A 13,860-nucleotide genomic window follows, 5' to 3' on the forward strand; every position below is an offset into this window, starting at 1 on the left:
TTGGAGTCTATAAAATAATAGCGTTTTTACTCTTCTGGTGACCCGGGGTAGTTGCTTCGGTGTTTCCCTTTACAATATTATTGTAGCTCCCATCCAGTTTTACATTTTATTTTTTATCGTTTCTATGAGAAAATTATTTGCACTGTGCCTGTTATTGGGCGCGGTAGGGATGCTGGCTTCTTGTCGCTCCTCCAATGCTAATGCCGAGCAAAACAAAGAAATTAAAAATATCCCAATTACACCATTAGTTGTAATGGATACTACAGTGTATCAGGAGTATATCGCTGATATTCAGGCTTTGAAAAATGTCGAGATCCGCTCCAAACTAAATGGATTTCTAGATAAAATCTACGTAGATGAGGGCGCCTGGGTAAAGAAAGGGCAGGTTTTGTTCAGATATAATAACGAAGAGTACCGCTCCGAGCTTGCCAAAGCAAAGGCGCAATATGATAATTCCATTGCTGAAGCCCAAAAAATTAAGCTAGAAATGGAAAGAACCCAAAAGTTGGTGGATAAAAACATTGTGAGCTCTTCGGAATATAATCTTCTGAAAATTCAGTTGAAAGCCGCGAATTCTAAAATTGAGGAAGCCCGTGCCTTGGTCAATCAGGCCCAGACCAGACTCGATTACACGGTTATCCAAGCTCCTTTTGATGGTCGGATAGATCGGATTCTATTGAAGGAAGGATCACTCCTGACCGAAGGAAGTCTCATCACAACAATTTCCGATCTAAGCCAGGTTAACGTATATTTTGATATTTCAGAACGGGAGTATCTGACGATGATGCAGGATAAAATGAATGGCAAGGAAACCCGCAAAACGGTGAAATTAATTTTGGCAAATGGAGCATTATATCCACATGAAGGCGTAGCACATATTGTCGAAAGTGAATTTGAGGCAAATACAGGATCTATTGCACTTCGTGTACAATTTCCAAATAAGGAACATATTCTGAAGCACGGTGCAACCGGTAAGATTGCCGTACCTATGGAAACGGGAGAACATGCATTTGTACACCAGAAATCAGTATTTGAGATACAGGACAAGACCTATGTTTATACCATGCAGGCCGATAGTACAGTCAAGATGACACCTTTCGTTGCAGGGCCTCGTGTAGGTCACTATTACATTGTTGACGGCGGCCTTGATCCGGATGTTAAAGTGGTTTATGAAGGTGTGCAAAATTTGCGTAACGGGATGAAGATTAATCCAAAATTGAGGAAGCTGTAGCGGAGGATATTATGTTTGAAACATTTATAAAAAGACCCATATTATCGCTGGTCATATCGGTTTTTATTACACTTTTGGGTTTACTGGCATTATTTACCTTGCCGATTACCCAATTCCCGGATATCGTTCCTCCATCGGTAGTTGTGAACGCTAATTACACCGGTGCAAACGCTGAAGTTAGTACCAATGCCGTTGCTATCCCACTTGAAAAAGCAATTAATGGTGTGGCGGGTATGACCTACATGAACTCCGTATCGACCAATAACGGAAGTACGGTGATACAGATTTTCTTCGAAGTAGGAACGGACCCAGATATTGCTGCGGTCAATGTTCAGAATAGGGTGACAACAGTGCTCGATGAATTGCCCGAGGAAGTTATCAAAGCCGGTGTAACAACAGAGAAAGAAGTCAACTCCATGTTGATGTACCTGAATGTCTTTACCGACGACGAAACTGCTGACGAACGCTTTATCTATAATTTCGCCGATATCAATATCCTGAAGGAACTTAAACGTATTGAAGGGGTAGGTCTCGCTCAGATTATGGGTATGCGCGACTATGCGATGCGTGTATGGGTAAAGCCCGATCGTATGGCAGCCTATAATATCTCTGCGGAAGATGTGGTTGCTGCTTTGCGTAAACAGAATATTGAAGCTGCTCCTGGGCAGACGGGTATCAGCTCCGATAAAATGCGTAATATGCAACAATACGTATTGCGTTACCCTGGAAAGTTTACAGAAATTGATGAATATGCCAATGTGCCTATTCGCGCAAATTCAAATGGTTCGATTATCCGTATTAAGGATGTCGCCGATGTTGAATTCGGATCCCTGGATTATGAAATGGTTTCTAAGACGGATGGTCGGCCATCTGCCTCGATCATGTTAAAACAGCTCCCCGGATCAAACGCACAAGAAGTTATTCAACGGGTAAAAGATCGGATGGCGGAATTGAAACAGACTTCGTTTCCAGCAGGTATGACTTATACCATGGGTTATGATGTTTCCCGTTTCTTGGATGCTTCTATTTCATCGGTGATCAAAACCCTGTTGGAAGCATTTCTATTGGTTTTCATTGTCGTGTTTATCTTCTTACAGGATTTTAGAGCGACTGTTATCCCGATTCTAGCGGTTCCGGTCTGTCTGATCGGTGCTTTGTTTTTCATGCAGATGTTAGGTTTTTCGATCAACTTGTTAACGCTATTTGCCTTGGTATTGGCCATCGGCATCGTGGTCGACAACGGTATTGTGGTCGTAGAGGCCGTCTATGCCAAAATGGAGGAAGAACATTTGCAGCCTATGGAGGCGACCTTAGAGGCAATGAAAGAAGTGGGGGGCGCTGTAGTAGCGATCACGCTGGTCATGTCAGCGGTGTTTGTACCCGTTGCTTTTCTTTCCGGTCCGGTCGGGATATTTTATCGACAGTTTTCGCTGACTTTGGCTGCTGCCATTGTGATTTCAGGTATAAATGCCTTGACATTGACACCAGCACTATGTGCGCTTTTCCTGCGGTCACCCCACGACCGTAAACCTTCCAATAATTGGTTAGATCGTTTCTTTAAACAATTCAATGCGATATATGACCGCACAGCTTTCGGATATAAAGGAATCTTAGTGAAAACAAGTGCGCGGCGCGGACTTACGTTACTATTGCTGGGAGGATTCTTCGTAGCGACTTGGGGGAGTAGCGCTATATTGCCATCGGGGTTTATCCCGACGGAAGATCAGGGGATGATCTATGTCGCTGTCACTACGCCTCCAGGGGCTACGGTGGATCGTACCGAACGTGTGTTGGATAAGATCGATTCCGTCGCACGTAAACTGGATATTGTTGAAACGGTTTCAACTTTATCAGGGTATAGTATCGTGACCGAGGTATCGGGTGCTTCCTATGGGATGGGAATGATCAACCTTAAACCCTGGAAAGAACGTGATCAGACGGTGGATGATGTGATCAAAGAACTAAGGGAGAAAACGAAAGATTTTGTCGATGGGCAGATTGATTTTTTCCCGCCACCTACGGTTCCTGGCTTCGGTAACTCTTCCGGATTTGAATTACGCTTGTTGGACCGTAGCGGTAATGAGGATCTGAATAAGACCGCAGAGGTATTGGAGAAGTTTATGGAGGATATGGAAAAAAGTGAAGTTATCCAGGATATCAGTTCCAGTTTTGACGTTAACTTTCCACAATATATGCTCAAAGTGGATTATGACATGGCCGCTAAGAAAGGGATATCCGTAGAAAATGCGATGAATACCTTACAGACCTTGATGGGTAGTCTCTATGCGACAAATTTCATCCGTTACGGACAGATGTATAAGGTGATGGTGCAGGCTGGACCTGAGTACCGTCAACGACCAGAAGATGTCCTCAGGCTATATGTCAAGAATGAAACCGGCGAGATGGTACCCTATAATGCGTTTATTTCCATGGAACGTATCTATGGCCCTGAACAGATTACGCGCTACAATATGTTTAGCTCGGCCATGATCACTGGCCAGTCATCACTGGGTTTCAGTTCGGGACAAGCAATCGAAGAAGTGGAAAAGATTGCTTCTTCTTTGCCACAAGGCTATAGCATTGAATGGTCCGGAATGACGCGCGAACAAAAGATTTCAGGAAATCAGGCGCTATATATTTTTGCGCTCTGTCTATTATTTGTTTACCTGTTGTTGTGCGCCCAGTACGAAAGCTTTTTATTGCCGCTGCCGGTTCTACTCTGTTTACCAGCCGGAATTTTTGGCGCCTTTATCTTCCTGAAAGTCTTTGGCTTGGAAAACAATATTTATGCCCAGGTAGCTTTAGTCATGCTGATTGGTCTTTTGGGTAAAAATGCCATCCTAATTGTCGAATATGCTAATTTAAAATATAAACAGGGAATGGATATTGTAACAGCTTCTATTGAAGGTGCTGTGGCTCGTTTGCGTCCTATTTTAATGACTTCATTTGCCTTTATTGCCGGATTGATTCCCTTGATGATGGCTAGTGGTGCCGGAGCTTTGGGTAACCGAAGTATTGGTACAGCTGCGGTCGGCGGGATGCTTATTGGGACGATATTAGGAGTTATTGTTATCCCGGGGCTGGTCATCTTATTCTCGAAAAAAGAGAATAAAAAACAGGTCATCAAACAGACTTCACTAGTGATCGCTGCGCTCATTCTTTTCGGTAGTTGTTCCGTCCCTAAGAAGGCGGCGCAGCCTGAAAAAGTAGCCGTACCAACGACTTTTTCAGAAAGGACTGCCATGGATAGCGTAAATGTGGGTAATCGATCCTGGCGGGAAATCTTTAAGGATCCGCATCTGGTCGCATTGATTGATTCCGCTCTGAAGAATAATATCGATGTCCGTCAATCCATCTTACGACTGGAATCTGCACAAGCTTATTTTAAACAGCGGAAAGCAGCATTGGGGCCTACAGTCGAAGCCGCTGTCGAGGGCGGGATACGTAAGTATGGTCACTATACGGAATCAGGGATCGGTAACTATGATTCAAACTTTTCAGATAATTTAAAAAGTGATGAAAAGCTGCCTGAACCATTTATTCCTGATTATTTCATCGGACTTCGTTCTTCTTGGGAAATCGATCTATGGGGTAAATTAAAAAGCCAAAAACAAGCTGCTTATTTTGGCTTTTTGGCTGAACAGGAGGGAAAACGCCTGTTGGAAACGGAATTGGTATCCAACATCGCGACTGCCTATTATGAGTTAACGGCTTTAGATCAAAAGATCAAGGTGTATAACCGCAATATTGAACTGCATACCAATGCGCTTGAAGTGGTGGAGGTAAAAAAAGATGCCGGTTATGCCACAGAACTGTCTGTTCAGCAGTTTAAAGCATTATTGGCAAACTCTAAATCTGCTAAGGAGAAATTAAGTCAGGAAATTGCGCTTTGGGAACATCATATCAACGGATTACTGGGAAGGTATTATCAACCTATCAAGCGCAGTGAATACGTTGAGAACACAAGTCTATACCATGCAATGGCCTTCGGGACGCCAGACGATCTGGTCAACCAGCGTCCGGATATCAAAGCAGCCTATCTGAAGATGATGGCATCCTCAAATAGTCAGGAAGCATCACGACTGGCTTTTTTGCCTTCGGTGGCCATTAGTCCTTTTATCGGTTTGCAGAGTTTCAGTTTCAACAAATTGTTTAATCTGGACAAATCCATCGCTTATAATTTATTCGGAGGGATCACGCTGCCTATATTAAATCAACGGCAATTGAAGACACAGTATGAAGTTGCAAAAGCCGATTACGGAATTGCCTTTCTAGACTATGAGAAATCTGTTGTGAACGCCTATAATGAAGTTTCTAATGTGATTATGACCCAAGAGGCAATCAGTAAACGTAGAACATTTGTAGACGAACATGTAAAAGCCTTGGACCTTTCTATTGAAGCGGCGCAGGAGCTATTTATCGCTGGCCGCGTGACATCACTGGATGTGGTTACAGCGCAAAAGGAATCCTTGGAAGCTCAGATTGGAAAAGTTGAACTGGAGAAAGAAAATACCTTGAACCAGATTTTACTTTACAAAGCTTTGGGTGGCGGGTGGAAATAAATCCACCTTTGAATAAAAATAAGAAAACTATTTTTCATGCGATAAAGAATTAAATTGTTAATTCTTAGGCCCCTAACAGGGGTAGAAAAAGAGGCCGTCGTGAGATGTCCTCTTTTTTATTGTTATTTTTATGTAGTTTAGCTTGACGATGTTGAACCGAGCCTTATTATGTTGCAGCGCATTATTGTTTTCATTTTTCTATTTCATTTGAGTTGTTTATTGTCTGCTCAGGATTATTCGGATAGTACCAAGATTTTTCATCGCTTAGAATATCTAATGGAAAATCAGAAGATGTATGTAAAAAATCGGGAAGACAAGCTGGATAAACTAAAACGGGAAGCGAAAGCACTGGAAACTGATAGAAGTCGCTTTTTTCAAAAAAATTACGAAATCTTTCAGAACTATAAGAAATTCGATTCAGATGCTGCACTTACCTATATCACGCTTTGCCAAAAATTAGCTCCACCTAATAATGATTCACTTCATACAGTTATTCAACTTGATTTAGCCTGGGTTTATTCGACGGTTGGCCGTTATATTGAAGCATCAAAATTGTTGAATGAGATTAATCCCGCAGCTCTTGGTACCAAACTTTTAGCCAAATATTACGATACCTATAGTTCATTTTATAGTCATTACGGGCAAAGTAACAATCGTCAGGAATATTATCAGGCAAGCGAACGTTATCGCGATTCCCTATTACAGGTTTTGCCGAAATCTTCCTTGGAATACCGGACGACCATGGCGATAAAAACCTTATTTAATGGCAGTCGGGAAGATGCAAAAAAACAATTTTTCGACCTTTGGAAACAAAATCAAAAAGACCTCGAACAGCGGGCCTTATTGTCCTATTTTATCAGTTTGATCTATAAATACGAAAAAAATGCGGCCGGCCAACTTTATTATCTGACTGTGTCGGCAAGTGCGGATATTGAAATGGCAAATCGGGACAATGCGTCATTTCATGATCTAGCACTAACTTACTATGATAAACAGGATTTTGATCGTGCCTTTCGCTATATTGAAAAGGCAATCGATGACGCAATGCAATGTAAAGTTCGTTATCGCATTATCGAGGGTACTTCTTCCTACCCGATCATTAATGCTGCATATCAGCAGAAAATCAATAGTCAGAATAAACAGTTGATTGCCTTGATTGTTGTGGTCAGTTTTTTGTTGATCGGTGTTATTATTGGATTGATTGTGATTTATCGTCAAGTACAGCATCTGCGTAGAATCAGATCCGAATTGTCCGGAACCAATCAGCAGTTACGCGCGTTGAACAGTGAAATCAATCAAACGAATCTTAAACTCTCCGAGTCCAATCACATTAAGGAAGAATATATCGCGCAATTTTTTGATATGTGCTCAAGTTATATCGACAAAATGGAGGATATACGAAAGGCTTTGCTGAAGAAGGCAAGCAATCAGCAGTGGGAAGCACTTCGTGAACAATTGAAATCAACGCAGATGGAGGAAAGAGAAATACAGCAACTGTATATCAATTTTGATCGGATCTTTTTAAATCTTTATCCCACATTTGTTGACGAATTTAATGCACTTCTTCAGGAGGACGAGAAGATATATCCGAAGAAAAGCGAATTGCTCAATACAGAACTGCGTATTTTTGCACTGATTCGTTTAGGCATAGACGACTCCGTTAAGATCGCCAGTTTCCTGAGGTACTCCCTGCGCACGGTTTACAACTACAGAACCAAAGTACGCAACAAAGCCGCCGGCAATCGGGATACCTTTGAGGCTTCAGTTTGTCAAATTGCAACCATCGATCGGCTTAATAAGCAGTGAAACTACCAGAAAAGTAATAATACAGAAATGAAATCTATCTCTTTTTAGTACTTTTTATCCTGCTTTTATTTTCCAAAAGTATTGTTTTTCAGTTGTTTGTAATTTTTTACGGGTACTTTTTAAGTACCGGCACTTTTTTCCCTGTCTGGGTCCTGCTAGTTTTGTTTTGAGCGATGGAGCAGGGGAAACTCCTCGCAATTTGGAATAACCAAAAACAAAACAATAACCAATTTTTTATTTCATATGATTTACTTTACTCGAAAAGTAACCTTTTCCATGGGGCTGGTTTTCTTGTGTGCCTGGTTGAATTCGGTATTTGCACAGGACCGTATTCAGGTCAGCGGGCGGGTGCTGGATGCCCAGGATCAAAAACCACTCACTGGCGTAACGATCACACAAAAGGGCACCAGCAATGCAGTTTCCAGTAATGGAGAAGGTCGTTTCCAGATTTCGGCCTCACAAGGCAGTATTCTTCAATTTAGTTTTATTGGCTATGACAACAAAGAGTTGCCCGCCAATAGTACCATGACTGTTCAGCTAAACGCTGCGACTAATGTCCTTGAAGATGTTATTGTCATTGGTTACGGGGCCGTAAAACGGAAGGACGTAACTACTGCAATATCTTCTGTATCAACCAAAGATTTGGAGAAGAGGCCGGTCGTAAGTTTGGGACAGGCTATACAAGGCAAGGCGGCCGGTGTATCGGTGATCCAGCCCAATGGAGCACCAGGAGGGGAAATGTCAATTAAAGTCCGGGGTACAACATCATTCAATGGATCAAACGATCCCCTTTATGTTGTCGATGGATTACCTGTTGAGGACATCAAATTTCTATCGCCAAGTGATATTACAGACATCCAGATTTTAAAGGATGCTTCTTCTGCGGCTATCTATGGGTCGCGCGCAGCAAATGGTGTTATTCTTGTGACCACAAAATCCGGAAAAGCAGGGGAAGCTAAAATTACCTTGGGAGCGCAGGCGACAGCAAATGTCGTAAATAATACCGTAAAAGTATTGAATACCGCGCAATACAAGGAATTGATGGAGGAGACAGGTTATGTTAAACTGCCAGAAGGGCTTACTGATCAAACAGACTGGTTTAAGGAAACCTATAAAACCGGAGTTCAACAGAATTACCAGTTATCAATCTCTGATGGTAATGAAAAATTGCGCTATTATTTGGGTGGGGGCTATCTGACTGAGAAAGGCACGCTGCAAGGTTCATTCTTTAGACGCTATAACTTCAAAGCGAATATAGACAATCAGGTAAAAAAATGGATGAAGGTTAACGCTAATATATCTTATGCGGATTACAATACCAACGGAATTATATCAGGTAATGGATCTAATCGGGGTGGAGTAGTTACTTCGATCATCAATACACCAACTTATGCACCTATATGGGATCCTTTGTTCCCCGATCGGTACAACACCAATTTTAATGGGCTAAATATCAACAGCCCTTTAGAAAATCTTGAACGAACCAAGAATAACAATAATCGTGAGAATAGGTTATTGGCGACAGGAAGTGTTTTGATATCCTTTATGCCCAATTTAACCTGGAAGTCTTCATTTTCAATGGACAGACGATCGGGCGTACTGACAACATTTTTAGATCCCTGGATTACACAACAGGGTAGAAATCAGTTTGGAGAAGCTTCCGATGCCCGAAACACAAACACGGTATTGACCTGGGATAATGTGCTGACTTATAGCAGAAGCTTCGGAAAACACAGCTTGGAGGCGATGGCGGGTTCATCCTGGACCGATTCAAAATATACCAATAGTTATATTTATGGTTCCAACTATGCTAACGGAATTATTCAGACACTCAATGCTGCAAATAAGATTTCATGGAATGGAACAGGATCAGGAGCGTCCAATTGGGCTATCTTATCTTATTTTGCCCGTGCGATGTACAATTACGATGGAAAATATCTTGTAACTGCAAATATGCGTGCGGATGGATCGTCTAAATTAAGCCCTTCTGGTCGTTGGGGATATTTTCCTTCGGTGTCAGCCGCATGGCGCTTATCCGCAGAAGATTTTATGAAAGATGTGGACTGGATCAATGATCTGAAAATACGTGGCGGATGGGGCCAGACCGGTAACCAATCCGGACTTGGCGACTATTCTTATCTATCGTTCAATGTAATTCAGCGCTTACCTTGGTTTGAGGACAAATACCAATATTCTCCGCCAAATATTGGGAATTCGACTACATTGCGAGCAACAGATCTAAAATGGGAAACGACCACTCAGGCAAATGTGGGGATTGATTTCTCTACATTAAATAATAGATTGAACCTGACCTTAGACTACTACCATAAAAAAACAACAGATATGTTGATGGAAGTGAGCTTGCCTACAGGCTCTTCTTCGGCGAGTACAATCAAACGGAATGAGGGGGAGATGACCAATAAAGGATTTGAGATTGGCATCAGCTCCAAAAATCTTACAGGCGATTTTACATGGAATACAGATTTCAATATTTCCTTTAATAAGAACCGTCTCGATAAACTGGTCTTTACAAAAATCTACAACGATGCGGTTACAAATAACTTAGTCAATGCAACGGTCGTTAGGAATGAGCCTGGCAGGCCTTTAGGTGGATTTTACGGTTATATCTCCGATGGTGTAAATCCAGAGACAGGCGAATTGATGTATAGAGATCTGAATGCTGATGGCAAAACATCTCCTTCCGACCTGACTTATATTGGAGATCCCAATCCTAAATTTGTATATGGATTGACAAATAACTTTTCCTGGAAAAATTTTGACTTAAGTATATTTCTTCAGGGCACTTATGGTAATGATATTTTCAATGCGAGCCGAATGGAAACCGAGGGCATGTATGATGGCCGTAATCAAACGACAGTTGTACTCGATAGATGGCGCGTTCCGGGACAGATTACACATGTGCCTAAAGCAGGCTTTGATATCAGAAACTCATCTTATTTTGTGGAAGATGGAAGCTATTTGCGCGTAAAAAATATTTCATTGGGTTATTCCATTGCACCTGAACGATTGAAAAAGATTGGAATTCAAAAGATCCAGCCTTATTTTTCCGCCAGCAACCTATTTACCCTAACTAAATATTCAGGTATGGATCCGGAGGTAAACCAGTGGGGAAATTCGGGAAGAGTACAAGGTCTCGATTGGGGGACTTATCCGCAAAATAGATCTTTTGTACTTGGTGTAAATGTAGAATTTTAATTGAATTGTGATGAAAAAAACAAATATTAAATACGTTTTACCTTTGTTTGTGACAGGTTTGCTGCTGGCTTCTTGCTCGCTAAATCGTGATCCTCTGGACAGTTATACAGATGTGAGCCAAGGTAAAACTGAAAATGGAACACAAATCGTCTTTAAAAATAAAAGCGAGGTTGATAACTTTCTTTCGGGGATTTACCAACAGATGCGCGATAGGCAAGAGCATTGGTATTTGGATCTATTACTGATCGGTGATTCCCATGCGGACAATGCGTACGCAGGAACAACAGGAGCCGAAGTTGTACCCTTTGAGAATAATTCTATTGAGGGATCTAATTCCGTTATTGATCGCGATTGGGCGCGTTATCTCGAAGATATTGCGCGAGCCAACCGTTTAATCATCAATGTCGATAGTGTTGCGGATAAATCCATTAGTGATGCGGACATCAAAGTCTATAAGGCACAGGGTAAAATCTTTCGGGCGTTGGCAATGTTTGATATGGTGCGCATATTTGGATCCATTCCGGTAATCACAACACAGGGAAAAGATATTACCGCGGAAAATATCGAAGCAGTATATCCAGAATATTTCCCCAAACAGGCGACCGAAGAGGAAGCGCATAAACAGATTGAGAAGGATCTTTTGGAGGCTCTGGTTGATGCCCCGGTCAACAACAATGCAAATAAAACTTTGTTTACAAAGTCTGTCGCCCGGGCAATGTTGGCCAAACTCTATGCCGAAAAGCCCCTCCGGGATTACAATAAAGTTATTCAGTATGCGGACGCATTGGCTGGAGATGGTTTTGAGTTAAATCCTAATTACGGAGATCTCTATGAATTGAATACGGCAAAGACCGATTTAGCGCAACGAAATACCAAAGAATCAATTTTAGAGGCGCAATTTATGCCTGGATCGGGCAACTGGGCGACCTGGATGTTTGGCCGCGACCTGTCTAATTACGACAATGCATTTACCTGGGCCAAATGGGTCACACCATCACGCGATTTGATTCAGGCATATACGAATGAAGCAGACCAAATTCGGATGGCGCAATCCATTGTTTATTATACAACAACCTGGAGCAACTATTACCCCTCAAACCATTATCCTTTTATGTTCAAGCTGCGTTCGGGCTTGAATAGCATCGTCAAACTCCGCTATGCCGATATTTTATTGCTAAAGGCCGAAGCCAAGATCCAATTGGGGTCAGATCTTTCCGGAGCAGCTGACATTATTGATAAGATCCGTGCACGTGTAAAATTACCGAAATTACCTGCGGGAATTCGGTCCAATAAAGATGCTTTATTGGAAGCATATCTGAAAGAACGCCGCCTGGAATTGGCCTTCGAAGGACAGCGTTGGTTTGATTTGGTCCGTTTGGAGAAAGTAGAAGCAGTCATGAATGCCGTGTATGCGAAGGATTCAGGAAGAAAGGCGCAGGTATATCCGTTCACAAAGAATTCCTACCGTCTGCCGATTCCACAGCCGAAAATTGACCAGAATCCTAACTTAGTTCAGAATCCAGGATACTAATTATTTTAATTGTTTATGAAACGTAATAATAACACTATGATATATACATTCTTGTTGTCCTGTTTGATCACAGCAACATCTTGTAACCGTGATAGCTTCGTACCTTCACAAGGTGATGATATCAAAAAATCTGGCGATGTCACTGTGGTAATGACCAATACAAAGCGCGCCTATGATCTGACCAGAAAATACGTCGACTTTAGCACAAAGTTTAATATGTCGCCGAATACAATTACCTTAAATCCCACTCAAAAATTTCAGACAATGGACGGATTCGGTGCGGCTATTACCGGTTCAACATGTTACAACCTGATGAAAATGAGTAAGGAAGATCGGAAGAAGTTTCTTACCGAGACTTTCTCCGATAAAGATGGAATAGGCATGAGCTATATCCGTATTGCTATCGGTTGTTCGGATTTTTCATTGAGTGAGTATACCTGTTGGGACAAAGAAGGAAAGGAAAATTTTGGACTTCAGTCAGAAGAAACCCAATATGTCATCCCTGTGCTGAAGGAAATCCTGGCCATCAATCCGAGCATCAAAATTATGGGATCACCATGGACTCCACCAAAATGGATGAAGGTCAATAATCTGACTGATCTAAGGCCTTTTGATTCCTGGACCAGTGGACAATTAAATCCAAAATACTATCAGGATTACGGCTGGTATTTTGTGCAATGGATTCAGGCAATGAAAAAAGAGGGCATTAATATTTATTCGATTACTGTTCAAAACGAACCATTGAATCGAAAAAATTCTGCTTCAATGTACATGTCATGGCAGGAACAGCAGGCATTTATCAAACAATCCTTGGGACCTCAGTTAAAGGCCGCAAATATAACGACAAAGATCTATGCTTTCGACCATAATTATAATTATGATAATATGGCCGATCAGGAAGATTATCCGATCAAAATCTATAATGACTCCGGCGCTGCTTCTTTTATCGCTGGCGCTGCCTACCATAACTATGGTGGAGATAAAGCCGAGCTCATCGATATTCATAACCAGCGACCAGATAAAGAATTAGTCTTTACAGAAACATCCATTGGCGAATGGAATGAGGGGCGTAACCTTGACAAGCGTTTGATGGAGGATATGCGCGAAGTAGCGTTGGGAACAGTAAATAATTGGAGTAAGGGGGTTATTGTTTGGAATTTGATGCTGGATACCGATAAAGGGCCAAATCGCCAGGGCGGTTGTCAGACCTGTTATGGCGCTGTTGATATTAGCAAGTCAAATTACAAGAGTATCACACGCAATTCGCATTATTATATTATAGGTCAACTTTCATCTGTAGTGAAGCCTGGGGCAACTCGCATTGGTGCTACCGGATATACCGCTGAAGGATTAGTCTATAGTGCCTTTAAAAATACGGACGGAACCTATGCTGTGGTATTGTTGAATGAATCGAGTGATAATCGGAAAATTACGCTGGCAGATGGTAAAAATCATTTTAGCTATGAGGTTCCCGCGAATTCAATAGTCTCTTATCGGTGGAAAAACTAAATAAT

At 41.8% G+C, this 13,860-nt stretch carries 6 protein-coding genes; all 6 read left to right on the top strand.

The window, feature by feature from the left end:
• Window positions 1-124 precede the first annotated feature (124 nt).
• Complete coding sequence (locus tag ACK8HY_RS18900) at window positions 125-1,231, top strand: efflux RND transporter periplasmic adaptor subunit (protein WP_077438262.1); 1,107 nt, start codon at window positions 125-127, stop codon at window positions 1,229-1,231.
• Window positions 1,232-1,242: 11 nt separating this feature from the next.
• On the top strand, window positions 1,243-5,793 hold the full coding sequence (locus ACK8HY_RS18905) for an efflux RND transporter permease subunit (RefSeq protein ID WP_416134489.1): 4,551 nt from the start codon (window positions 1,243-1,245) through the stop codon (window positions 5,791-5,793).
• Window positions 5,794-6,069: 276 nt separating this feature from the next.
• Window positions 6,070-7,599 (top strand): DUF6377 domain-containing protein, encoded by a 1,530-nt coding sequence (locus tag ACK8HY_RS18910; RefSeq protein WP_416134490.1) that lies wholly within the window; start codon window positions 6,070-6,072, stop codon window positions 7,597-7,599.
• Window positions 7,600-7,842: 243 nt separating this feature from the next.
• Window positions 7,843-10,815: a SusC/RagA family TonB-linked outer membrane protein gene (locus tag ACK8HY_RS18915; RefSeq protein WP_416134491.1), complete on the top strand. Its 2,973-nt coding sequence runs from the start codon at window positions 7,843-7,845 to the stop codon at window positions 10,813-10,815.
• 10 nt (window positions 10,816-10,825) lie between these two features.
• The gene (locus ACK8HY_RS18920; protein WP_077438258.1) at window positions 10,826-12,346 is read left to right on the top strand and encodes a RagB/SusD family nutrient uptake outer membrane protein; all 1,521 of its coding nucleotides are present in this window, start codon (window positions 10,826-10,828) and stop codon (window positions 12,344-12,346) included.
• Between the two features lie 36 nt (window positions 12,347-12,382).
• Window positions 12,383-13,855 carry a glycoside hydrolase family 30 protein gene (locus tag ACK8HY_RS18925; RefSeq protein ID WP_139351227.1) on the top strand — a complete coding sequence of 491 codons (1,473 nt, stop codon included), beginning with the start codon at window positions 12,383-12,385 and terminating at the stop codon, window positions 13,853-13,855.
• Window positions 13,856-13,860: the final 5 nt, after the last annotated feature.

Source organism: Sphingobacterium sp. NGMCC 1.201703 (assembly GCF_047784615.1).
Lineage (GTDB): Bacteria > Bacteroidota > Bacteroidia > Sphingobacteriales > Sphingobacteriaceae > Sphingobacterium.

What these genes read in the sequence shown, in the direction of transcription:
- ACK8HY_RS18915 (WP_416134491.1), top strand. Translation starts at nt 7,843, where the DNA reads ATGATTTACTTTACTCGAAAAGTAACCTTTTCCATGGGGCTGGTTTTC.
- ACK8HY_RS18920 (WP_077438258.1), top strand. Translation starts at nt 10,826, where the DNA reads ATGAAAAAAACAAATATTAAATACGTTTTACCTTTGTTTGTGACAGGT.
- ACK8HY_RS18905 (WP_416134489.1), top strand. Translation starts at nt 1,243, where the DNA reads ATGTTTGAAACATTTATAAAAAGACCCATATTATCGCTGGTCATATCG.
- ACK8HY_RS18910 (WP_416134490.1), top strand. Translation starts at nt 6,070, where the DNA reads ATGGAAAATCAGAAGATGTATGTAAAAAATCGGGAAGACAAGCTGGAT.
- ACK8HY_RS18925 (WP_139351227.1), top strand. Translation starts at nt 12,383, where the DNA reads ATGATATATACATTCTTGTTGTCCTGTTTGATCACAGCAACATCTTGT.
- ACK8HY_RS18900 (WP_077438262.1), top strand. Translation starts at nt 125, where the DNA reads ATGAGAAAATTATTTGCACTGTGCCTGTTATTGGGCGCGGTAGGGATG.